The following is a 14,691-nucleotide window of genomic DNA, read 5'->3' as shown; positions in this document are numbered from 1 at the left end:
TTGGCCCTAAAAAACCATGTACATCTCACGCCAAAAATACAATTTGGATTTCAAGATCGGCCCCACGCCGACCCGGACGACGGGTCGTTTCCCAAGGAGAAAAACACCGTGGCTTCCGCCGATACCCTGACAACGCCACCCGGTTCGCTCGACGCGTTCTGGATGCCCTTCACGCCCAACCGCAAGTTCAAGCAGGCGCCGCGCCTCATCGTCGGCAGCGAGGGCCTGTACTACGACCTGGCCGACGGCCGCCGCGTGCTCGACGCCATCGCCGGCCTGTGGTGCGTGAATGCCGGGCACCGCAACCCACGGGTCAGTGCGGCGATGAAGGCGCAGATCGACGTGCTCGACTACGCCTCCAATTTCCAGATCGGCCACCCCGCCGCCTTCACGCTGGCGCAGCGCCTCACGCAGATGGCGCCGGCCGGCATGGACCACGTGTTCTTCACCAACTCGGGCTCCGAGTCGGTCGACACCGCGCTGAAGATCGCCGTGGCCTACCACCGGGCGCGCGGCGACGCAGGCCGCTACCGGCTCATCGGGCGCGAGCGCTCGTACCACGGCGTGGGCTTCGGCGGCATCTCGGTGGGCGGCATCGGGCGCCAGCGCAGCACCTTCGGGCCGCTGCTCAATGGCGTGGACCACCTGCCGCACACGCTCGACCTGGCGCGCAACGCCTTCTCGCGCGGCGAGCCGCCGCACGGCATCGACAAGGCCGACGCGCTCGAAGCGCTGGTCTCGCTGCACGACGCCTCGACCATCGCCGCCGTGATCGTCGAGCCCGTGGCCGGCTCCACCGGCGTGCTGCCGCCGCCGCGCGGCTACCTGAAGCGCCTGCGCGAGATCTGCGACAAGCACGGCATCCTGCTGATCTTCGACGAGGTCATCACCGGCTTCGGCCGCGTGGGCAGCAACTTCGCGTCCGACCTGTTCGGCGTGACGCCCGACCTCATCACCACCGCCAAGGGCCTGACCAACGGCGCCGTGCCCATGGGCGCGGTGCTCATGCGCGGCGCGGTGCACGACGCCTTCATGCAAGGCAGCGTGAGCGCGGTCGAGCTCTCGCACGGCTACACCTACTCGGGCCACCCGCTGGCCTGCGCCGCCGCCATGGCCACGCTCGACGCCTACACCGAAGACGGCCTGATCGCCCGCGCCGCCGAGCTGTCGCCCTACTTCGAAGACGGCCTGCACAGCCTGCGCGGCCTGCCGGGCGTGATCGACGTGCGCAACGTCGGCCTGCTGGCCGGCATCGAGCTGCAAGGCTGGGCCTCGGGCCCCGGCACGCATGCGCAGGCCGTGGCGCAACATTGCCTGGACGAAAGCGGCGTGCTGGTGCGCTCGGTGGGCGACACCATCGCGCTGTCGCCGCCGTTCACGCTGGAGCGCCGGCACATCGACCAGATCATCGACAGCCTGCGCGTCGCCATCGCGCAGACCGCACAAGCCACCGACACCGCAGCCTGAGCCCCTCACGCTGCACCGACGAGACAAGCCCCGGAGACAAGACACACCATGGACATCGAATCGTTCCCCCTGTACGACATCGAAGGCGACGCGCAGCAGCGCGGGCGCCAGTACGGCCGCGCCGCCGGCGACCGCATCGACCTGAGCCTGCGCACCTACCGCGCCGCCTTCGAGCGCGTGGGCCTGAGCTGGGAGCGCACGCGCGCGCTGGCGCGCCGCTTCATGCCGATGGTCGAGGCCTTCGACGCCGGCATGCTGCGCGAGATCGAGGGCGTGGGCGAAGGCGCGGGCGTGCCGGCCGAGGACATCGTGGCGCTCAACGCGCGCAGCGAAATGCTCTACGCCTTCCAGCAGCTCGAAGCCACCGAGCCGCCCGACGGCTGCACCGGCGTGGTCGTCATGCCCTCGGCCGCGCGCGACGGCAAGCTCATCCATGCGCAGAACTGGGACTGGCGCGTCGAGAGCCTCGAACTCGGCGTGGTGCTGCGCATCCAGCCGGACGAAGGCCCGGCCATGCTCACCTTCGCCGAGGCCGGCACGCTGGCGCGCGCGGGGCTCAACAGCGCGGGCATCGCCGTCACCGGCAACTTCATCAAGGCCGACAACGACGGCAAGCAGCAAGGCGTGCCGCTGGCGTTGATCCGCCGCGGCATCCTGCAGTCGACGCTGTACGCCAACGCGCTGGGCGTGGTGTGCCGCAGCGCGCGCTCGATCTCCAACAACATGATCATCACGCACGCCGAGGGCGAGGCCGTGAGCCTGGAGACCTGCCCCGAGCAGGTGTTCTGGCAGCAACCCGAAGGCGGCATCCTGGTGCACGCCAACCACTTCAAGACCCCGGCGGCGCTGGCGCGCGTGGTCGACCGCAGCCTGGAGACCACGCCCGATTCGCTCTACCGCGACCGCCGCGTGACCGAGGCGCTGCACAACCGGCGCGCTGCAGGTTTGCTCACCGAGCAGGACGTGCTCGACGCGCTGCAGGACCGCTTCGGCGCGCCGCGCGCCGTGTGCCGCAGCCCGAGCGCGGGCCCCGGCGGTGCCTCGTCGGCCACCGTGGCGACCATCGTCATGGACCCGGCGGCACGAAAGATGCGCATCGCGCCGGCGCCCTTCAAGGCGCACCGCTTCACCGAGTATTCCCTCTGATCCGCCCGCCCCGCCCAGCTTTCGCCAGGAGTGTTGCCATGAACCTGCCCACGCCCCCGTCCCTCCCTCCCGCTGCGCGCGCCGCTGCCGCACTGGCCCTCGGTCTCGGCCTCGCCGCCAGCGCGGCCTTTGCCCAGACCCCGGCCCCGGCCGGTGCCGGCCAGACGATGCGGATCCAGATCAACTCCGACATCCGCTCCACCGACCCCGGCGGCAACCGCGACGACAACACCGACAACGTGCTCATCCACGTCGTCGAAGGCCTGGTCGCGCTGCGCGAAGACACCTCGGTCGGCCCGATGCTCGCGAGCAAGGTCGACACCTCGGCCGACGGCCTGACCTACACCTTCACCCTGCGCGACGGCGTGAAGTTCCAGAACGGCGCGGTGCTCACGGCCGACGACGTGGTGTGGAGCTGGCAGCGCTACCTCAAGCCCACCAGCGGCTGGCGCTGCCTGCCCGAGTTCGACGGCAAGGGCATGACCAAGGTGCTCGCGGTGGAAGCGCCCACGCCGAAGACCGTGGTCTTCAAGATCGAGCGCCCGAGCGCACTGTTCCTCACGATGATGGCGCGCCCCGACTGCGGCGGCGCCGCCATCCTGCACCGCAGCTCGCTGGGCGCGGACGGCCAGTGGAAGGAGCCCGTAGGCACCGGCCCCTACAGGATCAAGGAGTGGAAGCGCGGCCAGTACATCGAGCTCACGCGCTTCGACGGCTACACCTCGCGCCCCGAAGCGCGCGACGGCCTCACAGGCGGCAAGAAGGCCGAGATCGAGAACCTGCGCTTCGTCGTCATTCCCGACTCGGCCGCGGCCAAGGCCGCGCTCTACAGCGGCGGCATCGATGCCTTCATCAGCCCCAGCCCTGCCGACGTGGTCGAGATGCGCGGGCGCAGCGACGTGCGCGTCGACACCACGCCGGTGATGACCATGGTGGCGCTGCTGCTGCAGACCACCGACCCGCTGCTGAAGGACGTGCGCATCCGCCGCGCGCTGGCACTGGCGCTCGACACGCCCGAGATCGCCAAGTCGGTCACCGAGGGCCTGTCGGCCGTCAACAACTCGGTCGTGCCTTCGTCCAGCCCGTTCTACAGCGCCGTGCAGGCCGGCGGCTACAAGCGCGACATCGCCGGTGCCAAGAAGCTGCTGGCCGAAGCCGGCTACCGCGGCCAGCCGATCAAGCTCGTGGCCAACAAGCGCTACGAGGCGCTGTACTCGGCCGCCGTGCTGGTGCAGGCCATGGCCTCCGAGGCCGGCATCAACGTCGAACTCGAAGTGCTCGACTGGGCCACGCAGCTCGACCGCTACACCAAGGGCCAGTACCAGAGCATGGCCTTCGTGTACTCGGCGCGCATCGACCCCTCGCTCAACTACGAGATGGTCACCGGCGACAAGGCCGCGCAGCCGCGCAAGGTGTGGGACAACCCCGCCGCGCAGACCCGGCTCACTGAGAGCATGGTCTCGCGCGACAAGGCGCGCCGCCAGGTGCTGTTCGACGAGCTGCACAAGCAGATGCTGCAGGACGTGCCGATGGTCGTGCTCTTCAACGCCAGCGACGCCACCGCCATGCGCAAGAGCGTGACCGGCTTCAAGGGCTGGGCGCCGGCCAAGCCGCGGTTCTGGAACGTCCGGCTCGACGCGCGCGGCTGACGGGGCACCGCCGCCATGCTTGCCTACCTCTTGCGCCGGATCGCCATGACGGTCCCGACGCTGCTGCTGGTGTCGATTGCCGTCTTCACGCTCATGCGGCTGATTCCGGGCGACCCGGTGCAGCTCATGCTCGGCGAAGGCGCCGACCCCGCGCAGCTCGAACTCGCCCGCCAGCAGATGGGGCTGGACCAGCCCCTGGTCACCCAGTACGTCGTGTGGCTGCGTCACGCGCTCACCGGCGACCTGGGCGTGTCGACCACCAACGGCCTGGCCGTGCTGCCGCTGATCTGGGAGCGCTTTCACGTGAGCGCCGTGATCGTGCTCACCGCCGTGGCGCTGGCCTCGCTGATCGCCGTGCCCGCCGGCCTCGTCGCCGCCTGGCGCAAGGACCGGCCGACCGACCTCGCCATCATCGGCGCGGCCACGCTGATGCTGTCGGTGCCGAGCTTCTGGCTCGGCCTGCTGCTGCTGATGTTCTTCGGCCAGTACCTGCACTGGCTGCCGGTGGTGGGCTACGTGCCCATGTCGGAAGACTTCTCGCAGGGCCTGCTCTACGTGATCCTGCCGATCGTCACGCTGGTGCTGGTCGAGACCGGCGTGCTCACGCGCATGTCGCGCGCCAGCACCATCGAGGTGCTGCGGCTCGAGTACGTGACGCACGCGCGCGCCAAGGGCGTGCCCGAGTCGCAGGTGCTGCGCCGCCACGTGCTGCCCAACGCCTTCAACCCCACGCTCACCATGATCGGCCTCATCCTGGGCCATCTGCTGAGCGGCATCGCGGTGCTCGAAACGGTGTTCACCCTGCCCGGCCTGGGCCGCCTGATGATCGATTCGATCTTCGCGCGCGACTACCCGGTGCTGCAGGGCTGCCTGCTGTTCACGGCCTGCATCTACGTGGTCATCAACCTGATCGTGGACATGTGCTATCCCCTCTTCGATCCCCGGGTGTCGGTGCAGTGAAAAAGATCAAGACCCATACCCTCGTGGGCGGCGTGCTCATCGGCGTGCTGCTGGTCCTGGCGCTGGTGGCCGCGCTGTGGACGCCCTACAACCCGCTGGGCATCGACCTGCGCGGCAAGCTGCAGCCGCCCTCGGCCGCGCACTGGCTGGGCACCGACGAGTTCGGGCGCGACGTGGCCAGCCGCGCCATGCGTGCGGCCTCCACCAGCTGCCTCATCGCACTGCTCACGGTGGCGCTGGCGACCGCCGTCGGCCTCGTGGTGGGCGTGCTCGCCGGCTTCGTGCGCGGCTGGACCGACCGCGTGCTCATGGCCTTCAACGACACGCTGCTGGCCTTTCCGGGCCTGCTGCTGGCGCTGGGCGTGATGGTGATCGTGGGCGCCAACCAGTGGGGCATCGTGCTCGCGCTGAGCATGGCCTACGCGCCCTCGGTGGTGCGCGTGGTGCGCGGCACCGTGCTGTCGCTGCGCGAGCGCGAGTACGTCGAGGCCTCGCGCATGATCGGCAACGGCGAGATCTACACCATGTGGCGCCACATCCTGCCCAACTGCGTGGCGCCCGTCGCCGTGCTGGCCACCAGCATGTTCGGCTGGGTGCTGCTGTCGGAAAGCGCCCTGAGCTTCCTCGGCCTGGGCGTGCCGCCGCCCGCGCCCACCTGGGGCAACATGCTCTCCAGCGCACGCCCCTACATGGCCTCGGCCGTGTGGCTGTGCCTGGTGCCGGGCCTGTGCATCGCGCTCACGCTGCTGGGCATCAACCTCCTGGGCGAATCGCTGCGCGACCGGCTCGACCCGCGCACGGAGAAGTCATGACCCATCCCTCCACTTCCGCAGCACCCGTGCTCTCGGTGCGGCACCTGAAGATCGACCTGCACGGCGGCGCCCAGACGCTGGTGCACGACCTCTCGTTCGACGTGCGCCCCGGCGAGTTCCTTGCCGTGGTGGGCGAATCGGGCAGCGGCAAGACCATGGCCGCGCGCGCCATCCTGCAGCTGCTGCCGCCCGGCATCGCGCAAAGCGGCGGGCAGATCGTGTTCGACGGCGAAGACCTGAGCACGCGCGACGTGAAGGCCATGCGCCCCATCCGCGGGCCCGGCATCGGCATGGTGTTCCAGGAGCCGATGGTCTCGCTCAACCCGGTGCACCGCATCGGCGAGCAGATGGCCGAGGGCCTGCGCATGCACACGAAGCTGTCGGCCGCCGAGATTCGCGCGCGCTGCCTCGACATGCTGCGCCGCGTGCAGATCGCCGACCCCGAGCGCTGCCTGCACGCCTACCCGCACGAGTTCTCGGGCGGCATGCGCCAACGCATCATGCTGGCCAGCGTGATGCTGCTCAAGCCCCGCCTGCTGATCGCCGACGAGCCGACCACCGCGCTCGACACGCTGAGCCAGCGCGAAGTGCTCGACCTCATGGTCGGCCTCGCGAAAGACCAGGGCACGGCCGTGCTGCTCATCACGCACAACCTCGGGCTGGTCGGGCGCTATGCGCAGCGCGCCATCGTGCTGGAAAAAGGCAAGCTCGTGGAGACGGGCGACGTGCCCGCCATCCTCGTCGACCCGAAGCAGCCCTACACCCGGAAGCTGGTCGACGCCCTGCCGCGCCGCCAGGCCGCGAAGCCGGCCCCGGCCACGCCGCAGCAGCCGCTGGTGCAGGTGCGCGGCCTGTGCGTGAGCTACCCCGGCCCACGCGCGGGCTTCTTCAAGCGCCATGCGCCGGTGCAGGTCATCGACCGGCTCGACCTGGACATCCACCCCGGCGAGATGGTCGCGCTGGTGGGCGGCAGCGGCTCGGGCAAGACCACGCTGGGCCGCGCCATCCTGCGGCTCGCGCCGTCGCACGCGGGGCAGATTCTGTTTCGCGGCGACGACGTGCGCAGCGCCGACCGCGCCGCGCTGCACCGCTTCCGGCTCGCCTGCCAACTCGTGTTCCAGGACCCGTTCTCGTCGCTCGACCCGCGCATGCGCGTGCAGGAGATCGTGGCCGAACCGCTGCGCCACCTGCCCGCACTCGATGCCGCCGCGCGCGTGAAGCGCGTGCACGAAACGCTCGACGAAGTCGGCCTGGACGGCCTGGGCGCGCGCTACCCGCACGAGCTCTCGGGCGGCCAGCGCCAGCGCGTGGCGATTGCGCGCGCGCTGGTGCGCCGGCCCGCCTTCGTGGTGGCCGACGAGCCCGTGTCCGCGCTCGACATGACCATCCAGGCGCAGGTGCTGCGGCTCTTTCAAAGCCTGCAGGCGCACCACGGCTTTGCGTGCCTGTTCATCAGCCACGACCTCGCGGCCGTCGAGCAGATCGCCGACCGCGTCGTCGTGATGGAGCGCGGCCGCATCGTCGAGCAAGGCCCGCGCGACGCCGTGTTCGACCAGCCGAGCCATGCCTACACGCAGGCGCTGCTGGCGGCCACGCCGCGGCCGCTCGCGTCGCTGGCCGAATCTGTCTCCCGCCCTTCCGAGAAAGTGTTTGCGTGACCGCCTCCTCCTTGCCCGCCACCTGGCTGAACCCCACCGCACCGCCCCCGCTCGATCCGCAGATCGTCGAGTTCATGCGCCTCATGGCGGCCGAGGGCGGCCGCTACCCGAAGCGCCACACCATCCCGATCGCCGAAGGCCGCGCCAACGCCGAGAAGGTGCGCGCGCCGTGGACCGAAGGCGGCCCGACGATGGCACGCACGGTCGAACAGCAAGTGCCCACGCGCCACGGCAACGTGCGCATCCGCGTGCACTATCCGCAGCACCGCAGGCTGCAGGGCGCACTGGTCTACATCCACGGCGGCGGCTTCGTGCTGTTCAGCCTCGACACCCACGACCGCGTGATGCGCGAGTACGCGGGCCGCGCGGGCATCGCCGTCATCGGCATCGACTACACGCGGGCGCCCGAGGCGCAGTTTCCGCAGCCGCACGACGAGTGCGTCGACGTGATGCGCTGGCTCGCGGCGAATGCGGACACGCTCGACATCGACCCCGCGCAGCTCTTCATCGGCGGCGACTCGGCGGGCGCGAACCTGTCGGTGGGTGCCTGCCTCGTGCTGCGCGACGCGGGCGAGGCCCTGCCGTTGGGCATGCTGCTGAACTACGGCGCCTACAGCACCGAGCTGTACCGCGAGTCGGTGGTGCGCTACGGCGCGGGCGAGTACGGCCTGTCGCTGCACATGATGGTGTGGTTCTACGGCCTGTACCTGCGCCGGCCCGAAGACTTTCGCGACCCGCGCCTGGCCAGCCTCACGGCGCGGCTCGAAGGCCTGCCGCCCGCGTGCCTCGCGATCACCGAGTGCGACCCGCTGCACGACGACAGCGTGCTCATGGCCGCGCGGCTGCGCGAGGCCGGCGTGGCCGTGACCGATGTGCTCTACCCCGGCACGATCCACGGTTTTCTCGAAGCGGTGTCGATCGCCGACGTGGCGGGCCGCGCCTTCGACGATGCCGCCCGCTGGATGCACGCGCTGGCCGCGCGCTGAAACCCTCGCCATGTACACGCCCAAGCCGTACATCGAAGACGACCTCGCGACGCTGCACGCCGGCATCCGCGCGTGGAGCTTCGGCACGCTCATCACCGTCGGCCCGTCGGGCGCCAGCGCCACGCACCTGCCCTTCCTGCTCGACGCACCGGACGACGGCCCCGGCCTGCTCACCACGCACCTGTCGAAGAAGAACCCGCAGTTCGACGAGTTGCGCGCGGGCGCCGAAGTGCTCGCCATCTTCCAGGGGCCGCATGCCTTCGTCACGCCCAGCTGGTACGTGAAGCAGAGCACCTTCCCGACCTGGAACTACACCGCGATCCACGCGCGCGGCACGCCCCGCGTGATCGAGGACCGCATGGCCATCCACGCCGTGCTGCGCCGCACCGTCGCGCTGTACGACACGCCGCTGGGCGGCACCTGGGACTTCGACGCCATGCCCTTCGACTTCGTGGCGCCGCGCCTGGACATGATCGCGGCGGTCGAGATTCCGGTGCGCGTGCTCGAAGGCAAGTTCAAGCTCAACCAGGACCGCTCGGAAGAAGACCGCAAGGGCGTGATCGCCGCGCTGGAGCGGCTGGGCGATCCGCAGGGCGTGGCCGTGGCGGGGCTCATGCGGCAGCAGATGGCGTTGACGGTGGCGTGCTGAATCGCGGCGGCACAATCGTCCGCGTGCCACGCCTACTTCACCTTCTGACCGCCGGCCTCGCGCTCGCATCCTCCCTCGCCCACGCGGCCGACCCGGTACTGCTCGTCACCTCGCCTGTCGCGCTGCAGGCCACCGAGAAAGCCGGCGCCGGTTTCGGCCGCTGGTTCGACGTGCCCTCTGCGGCCAGCGGTACCACCACCAACCAGGCACTCGCACGCTCGCCCGCCTGGCAGTCGATTGCCGACCCACTGAAGACCAGCCTCGCCGCCCTGCAACGCCGCGACCCGCAGGCCGGTGTCGGCATTGCGCGCTACCCGCACCGTATCTTCGATGCGCGCTGGCTCGCCAGCCCCGACGCCTTCTTCGAGCTGGTCGGCGTGGCCAACCGCATGGACCGCCGCCCCTTCCAACCCGGCGCCTGCGGCGAGACGCGGCTCGTGTACCGGCTGGCGTATCGATCAGCTGCGATGCAGTCGCGCCTGCCGATGACCGTCGCCGTCGAATTGCGCGGCGATGCACCCGATGCCGACGGCAGCTGCGCGGGCGCCGCGCGGCGCTGGCAGCCGCCGCAGGCGTCGATGAAGGACGAAGCGCTCGGCCGCTGGCTCGTGTCGGCCGACGGCCCGCTCGCGCCGCCGCGGCTCGCGCAGGCCCGCATCGTGCAGGTGACGACCAACCTGCAGAGCGTGCGCTGGCCCTCGGCCGTGCGGCCCGACCTCGGCGGCCATGCCGAGTACCTGCTGCGCGCCTTCCGCTGGAACGCGGGCACGCAGCGCTTCGACGCAGGCCCGCTCGAGAACACGCCCGACGTCGTGAAGCTCAAGGCCGATGCCCCGCTGCGCAAGGCGCTGCTGCAGTGGCTGCAACAGCCCGACACGCTGCGCGCGCTCGACAGCGCCACCGTGCGCATCCCCGATCGCTTCCTGGCGACCGAGTCGGTCTCCGTCGCGCCGCGCGGCCTCGAGCGCCTGGCGAACCGCCCCTTCGAACAGCTGTTCGCGCCCGGCGACTGGCAGCCCGTGCCCGGCAGCCGCACGCTGCAGTCCCCGCAGGCCGTGCTGCGCCGGCTCGACGACCTGAGCTGCGCCGGCTGCCACCAGAGTCGCGCGGTCGCGGGCTTTCACCTGCTGGGCGTGGACCGGCGCGGCGCCTCGCGCACCTTCACGACCGGCAACGCGCTCGCGCTGCCGCATTCGCCGCATTTGCAGGATGAGCTGGCGCGGCGCGAACGCTATGTGAAGGCCGCGCTGACGACGCCCCTGCCCGACGCATTCCGCCCGCTGGCCTCGCCGGACGATGCGAACGCCTTGCCGGAGAAAGCCACCGTCGGCGCCAGCTGCGAGCCCACGCGCATCACAGCCTCGGCCGACCCATGGCGCGACCGCGCGCAGAAGCTGCCGCGCACCGCCACCACGACGTGCGAAGGCGCGGATTCGGTCTGCGAGAAAACCTCGGTCGGATTCCCCGGCGGCATGTGCTCGGGCCGCTGCGATCCGAAAGACCCGAACGGCACCTGCGGTGGCATCGCCATCCTCAGCGACTTCAACCAGTGCCTGGCAGCCAAGCAACCCTTCGGCGATTGCCTGAGCAAGCACACGCGACCCGGCAACCTGCGCAGCTGCTCGGCGCAACAGCCTTGCCGCGAGGACTACATCTGCGCGCAAGCCGAAGGCCAACCCGAAGGACGCGGGGCGTGCATTCCGCCCTACTTCCTGTTCCAGATGCGGGTGGACGGGCATTCGTGAAGGGGGCTCCCGTACGGCTCCCGAATGAATGACTCCCTCTCCCGCTTGCGGGAGAGCGTTGGGGTGAAGGTGAGCGGCGATGAAGGCCGCGCGATGTTGTCGGGTCCCCCTGGCTGGCGGACCAGGGAGCCATTGCTGGCGCCAGATGAGAGGGCCGACCGCAAAAAATACCCAGTTCCAGGGATGTCATCGGACACTTTTTTTAACAATGATTGACATTTAGAAACCCCCTGCACGCCCGTCGGCAGGGGGCTTCTTTTTGTTGAGTCATACAACCATAAAGAGGAGTCAAGATGCTTTTCAGTCAAGCAAGTTCGGTCGCGCGAATCGGCGCCGTGGCCGGTGCGGTCATGTTGGTGGCATCGTGCGGCGGGGGTGGAGGTGGCGGTGCTTTTCTGCCGATGGTCGCACCGCCCCCTCCGGCGACAGTGCCGCCCGTCGTGAAGCATTCCATCGGCGGCACGGTCACCGGCCTTGAAGGCCGCCTGGTGCTGCAAAACAATGCCGGCGACGACCTCCAGCTGTCGGCCGATGGCAAGTTCACCTTTGCAACGACCCTGGTCGAGGGCTCGGACTACAAGGTCAGCATCCGTACGCAACCCCTGTGGCAGTTCTGCACCGTCACCAAGGACACCGGCAAGGCCTCGACCGACGTGAGCGACGTGACGGTGGCCTGCTCGGCCACCGCCGCCAAGGTCGAGACGCTCGCCGGCACCGGCGTCTCGGGCACCGCCGACGGCAAGGGCAGGGCCGCATCGTTCGATCTCCCTTACGGCATCGCCCTCACCAGGAACGGTGGTCTGCTCATCGGCGACTGGTCAAACAACCTCTTGCGCAAGATTTCGCCCGAGGCCGACGTCACCACGTTTGCCGGCAACGGAAACCTGGCGTCGGTGGACGGCAACGGCCTCAACGCTTCGTTCAAGGACCTCGCCAGCTTCACCGTGGACGCGACCGACACCGCCTTCGTCGCGGACGCCCAAGGCCATCGAATCCGCAAGGTCACACCGGCGGCCGATGTGACCACGGTGGCGGGCAATGGCACGAACACCACGACCGATGGCAACGGAACCGCCGCCACCTTCAACACGCCCATCTCGGTGGCCGTGGATGCTGCCGGCAATCTGTACGTTCTGGAGTATTTCGGCGGCGTCATTCGCAAGATCACCCCCACCGGCGATGTCACCACGCTGGCCGGCAGCAGCCCGCGGGGCTTTGCCGACGGCACGGGAAGCGCCGCGAAATTCGGGCTCGGCTACAACATGGCCATCGACGCGTCAGGCAACCTCTACGTCGCCGACAGCAGCAACCATCGAATTCGCAAGATCACCCCCACCGGGGTGGTCACAACCCTTGCAGGGACGGGAACGCCCGGCGCCACCGATGGACCCGGGAACTCCGCGACTTTCTCCGATCCCCGCGGCGTCGCCGTCGATGCGGACGGCAATGTCTACGTGGCCGATTTCGGGAGCAGCCTGTTGCGCAGGATCACACCGGCAGGGGTGGTCTCCACGCTCGCCGGCCAAGAGGGTGTCACGGGTGGGCAAGACGGCATCGGCGCGGCTGCCACGTTCAATCAGCCTCAGGGGCTCACGATCAACGCAGCGGGCACGCTGTATGTCGCCGACACCTTCGGCAATTTGATCCGCAAGGTCACGCCGGTTCGGGCGCCCTGAGGCATGCTGCGGCGACGTGCACCGAGCGCGTCGCCGCGTCAGCCGCCGTCTGCGGCGGTGAGCGGCGATGGAGGCCGCGCGATGTTGTCAGGCCCCTGCCCTCACTCCCCCTCGTACCACCTGTCCTTCGCCAGCATCACCCTGTGATGCCCGCACCCCGACGGCATCATCGGAAAGCAGTTCTCCTGCGCCGCCACCTGCACGTCGAGAAAAAACGGCCCCTTGCTCTCCAGGCATTCGACCAGCGCCTCTTCCAGCTCCGCCGGGTCCGACACCCGCCGCGCCCCCCAACCAAAAGCCTTCGCCAACGCCACGAAGTCGGGCAGCGCCTCGTTCCAGCTGTGGCTCAGGCGGTTGCCGTGGTTCAGCTCCTGCCACTGGCGCACCATGCCCATGTAGCCGTTGTTGCTCAGCACCAGCTTCACCGCCGTGCCGTGCTGCATGGCAGTCGACAGTTCCTGGATGTTCATCAGCACCGAGGCGTCGCCGCTCACGCACACCGTGAGCGCGTCGGGGTGACCGATCTGCGCGCCGATGGCCGCGGGCAGCCCGTAGCCCATGGTGCCGGCGCCGCCCGAGGTGAGCCAGTGGCGCGGGCTGTCGAAGCGCAGGTACTGCGCGGCCCACATCTGGTGCTGGCCCACGTCGGTCGAGACGATCGCATCGCGGCCCGCGATGGCCCGCTGCAGCGACGACATGAGCTGCTGCGGCAGGATTTCTTCGGTTGACGGCGTGAAGGCCAGGCAGTCTTCGGCACGCCAGCGCTCGATGCGCGCCCACCACGGCGCCAGCCGCTCGGGCGCAAACTCGTCGGGCAGCAGCCCCAACAGCGCTTCGACGATGGCTCCGCAGTCGCCCACCATCGGCACGTCGACGTGCACCACCTTGTTGATGCTGCCGGGGTCGATGTCGATGTGGATCTTGCGGGCGTGCGGACAGAACTCGTCGAGCTTGCCCGTCACGCGGTCGTCGAAACGCGCGCCCACGCACACCACCAGGTCGGCCTCGTGCATCGCAAGGTTGGCTTCGAGCATGCCGTGCATGCCCAGCATGCCGACGAACTTCGGGTCGGACGCGGGGAACGCGCCCAGCCCCATCAGCGTGAGCGTGCACGGCGCGTGCAGCCGATGCACGAGCTGCGTGAACGCCTCGCAGGCCGCCGGCCCCGAGTTGATGAGCCCGCCGCCGCCGTAGAGCACCGGCCGGCGCGCGGTCGAGATCAGGTCGGCGGCGCGCTGCAGCATCGCCCGCGGCGGCAGCGGCGCGCGGCCCGTGCGCAGCGCGCGCAGCGGGGCCGGTGCGGCGCCGTGCGTGAGGCGCATCAGCTGGATGTCCTTCGGCACGTCGAGCAGCACCGGGCCGGGGCGGCCGGTGGTGGCGATGTCGAGTGCGCGGCGCACCAGCGCAGGCACGTCGTCGGCCGCGCGCACCTGCCGGTTCCACTTGGTCACCGGGCGCGACATGCCCAGCGCGTCGCTTTCCTGGAAAGCCTGCGTGCCGATCACCGCCGTCGACACCTGCCCGCTGATGCACAGCACCGGCACCGAATCACTCATCGCGTCGAGCAGCCCCGTGATCGTGTTGCCCACGCCCGGCCCCGAGGTGACCAGCACCACGCCGACGCGGCCCGTGCTGCGCGCATAGCCCTCGGCCGCATGCACCGCCGCCTGTTCGTGGCGCACCAGCACATGGCGCAGCCGGGGTTCGCCGTGCAGCGCGTCGTACAGCGGCAGCGCCGCGCCGCCGGGGTAGCCGAAGATCGTGTCGACGCCGCATTCGACCAACGTGTCGAGCAGCGCCTCGGCGCCGTTGCGCACGCGGGGTGGGGTCTCGGGCATGGCCGGCGAGAGGGAGGGCGAGGATGTGGGGGGAAGGTCGAGCAGTCGCATGCCGTCAATTCTTCCGCTCTTGAGGCAGAATTTGCTTCTTTCTTTTGGCCGTTT

11 protein-coding genes are annotated in these 14,691 nt (G+C 69.8%); 10 read left to right on the top strand and 1 reads right to left on the bottom strand.

Going from position 1 to position 14,691, the window contains the following annotated elements; translation table 11 throughout:
* Positions 1-108: 108 nt before the first annotated feature.
* The 10 genes from aptA (at position 109) to AC07O4_RS02720 (ending at position 12,748) form a co-directional block, all read left to right on the top strand.
* Positions 109-1,467 carry an omega-aminotransferase AptA gene (aptA, locus tag AC07O4_RS02765; RefSeq protein ID WP_495303703.1) on the top strand — a complete coding sequence of 453 codons (1,359 nt, stop codon included), beginning with the start codon at positions 109-111 and terminating at the stop codon, positions 1,465-1,467.
* A gap of 48 nt (positions 1,468-1,515) precedes the next feature.
* A complete protein-coding gene (locus tag AC07O4_RS02760) occupies positions 1,516-2,613 on the top strand; it encodes a C45 family autoproteolytic acyltransferase/hydrolase (RefSeq protein ID WP_062473189.1) in 1,098 nt (365 codons plus the stop codon).
* 38 nt (positions 2,614-2,651) lie between these two features.
* Positions 2,652-4,262 carry an ABC transporter substrate-binding protein gene (locus AC07O4_RS02755; protein WP_495303702.1) on the top strand — a complete coding sequence of 537 codons (1,611 nt, stop codon included), beginning with the start codon at positions 2,652-2,654 and terminating at the stop codon, positions 4,260-4,262.
* A gap of 15 nt (positions 4,263-4,277) precedes the next feature.
* On the top strand, positions 4,278-5,222 hold the full coding sequence (locus tag AC07O4_RS02750) for an ABC transporter permease (RefSeq protein ID WP_062473187.1): 945 nt from the start codon (positions 4,278-4,280) through the stop codon (positions 5,220-5,222).
* Positions 5,219-6,034 carry an ABC transporter permease gene (locus AC07O4_RS02745; RefSeq protein WP_062473185.1) on the top strand — a complete coding sequence of 272 codons (816 nt, stop codon included), beginning with the start codon at positions 5,219-5,221 and terminating at the stop codon, positions 6,032-6,034. The genes AC07O4_RS02750 and AC07O4_RS02745 overlap by 4 nt, the downstream gene beginning before the upstream one ends.
* On the top strand, positions 6,031-7,692 hold the full coding sequence (locus tag AC07O4_RS02740) for an ABC transporter ATP-binding protein (protein WP_495303701.1): 1,662 nt from the start codon (positions 6,031-6,033) through the stop codon (positions 7,690-7,692). The genes AC07O4_RS02745 and AC07O4_RS02740 overlap by 4 nt, the downstream gene beginning before the upstream one ends.
* The gene (locus tag AC07O4_RS02735; protein ID WP_495303700.1) at positions 7,689-8,678 is read left to right on the top strand and encodes an alpha/beta hydrolase fold domain-containing protein; all 990 of its coding nucleotides are present in this window, start codon (positions 7,689-7,691) and stop codon (positions 8,676-8,678) included. The genes AC07O4_RS02740 and AC07O4_RS02735 overlap by 4 nt, the downstream gene beginning before the upstream one ends.
* Before the next feature lie 10 nt (positions 8,679-8,688).
* Complete coding sequence (locus tag AC07O4_RS02730; RefSeq protein WP_495303699.1) at positions 8,689-9,327, top strand: FMN-binding negative transcriptional regulator; 639 nt, start codon at positions 8,689-8,691, stop codon at positions 9,325-9,327.
* Between the two features lie 23 nt (positions 9,328-9,350).
* Positions 9,351-11,072: a hypothetical protein gene (locus AC07O4_RS02725; RefSeq protein WP_495303698.1), complete on the top strand. Its 1,722-nt coding sequence runs from the start codon at positions 9,351-9,353 to the stop codon at positions 11,070-11,072.
* 293 nt (positions 11,073-11,365) lie between these two features.
* Positions 11,366-12,748, top strand: a complete 1,383-nt coding sequence (locus AC07O4_RS02720; RefSeq protein ID WP_495303697.1) for an NHL repeat-containing protein — start codon at positions 11,366-11,368, stop codon at positions 12,746-12,748.
* Between the two features lie 101 nt (positions 12,749-12,849).
* Here the strand turns inward: AC07O4_RS02720 and ilvB are convergent, their stop codons facing one another.
* The gene (gene ilvB / locus AC07O4_RS02715; RefSeq protein WP_495303696.1) at positions 12,850-14,637 is read right to left on the bottom strand and encodes a biosynthetic-type acetolactate synthase large subunit; all 1,788 of its coding nucleotides are present in this window, start codon (positions 14,635-14,637) and stop codon (positions 12,850-12,852) included.
* Between the last annotated feature and the right edge of the window lie 54 nt (positions 14,638-14,691).

This window comes from Variovorax sp. GW821-FHT09D04, assembly GCF_059416405.1.
The sequence above is the reverse complement of the archived record's forward strand: the minus strand, read 5'-3'. Positions and strand labels throughout refer to the sequence as shown.

Coding starts and splice junctions, on each gene's coding strand:
- AC07O4_RS02740 (WP_495303701.1), top strand. CDS start 6,031: ATGACCCATCCCTCCACTTCCGCAGCACCCGTGCTCTCGGTGCGGCAC.
- AC07O4_RS02720 (WP_495303697.1), top strand. CDS start 11,366: ATGCTTTTCAGTCAAGCAAGTTCGGTCGCGCGAATCGGCGCCGTGGCC.
- AC07O4_RS02760 (WP_062473189.1), top strand. CDS start 1,516: ATGGACATCGAATCGTTCCCCCTGTACGACATCGAAGGCGACGCGCAG.
- AC07O4_RS02750 (WP_062473187.1), top strand. CDS start 4,278: ATGCTTGCCTACCTCTTGCGCCGGATCGCCATGACGGTCCCGACGCTG.
- AC07O4_RS02730 (WP_495303699.1), top strand. CDS start 8,689: ATGTACACGCCCAAGCCGTACATCGAAGACGACCTCGCGACGCTGCAC.
- ilvB (WP_495303696.1), bottom strand. CDS start 14,637: ATGCGACTGCTCGACCTTCCCCCCACATCCTCGCCCTCCCTCTCGCCG.
- AC07O4_RS02755 (WP_495303702.1), top strand. CDS start 2,652: ATGAACCTGCCCACGCCCCCGTCCCTCCCTCCCGCTGCGCGCGCCGCT.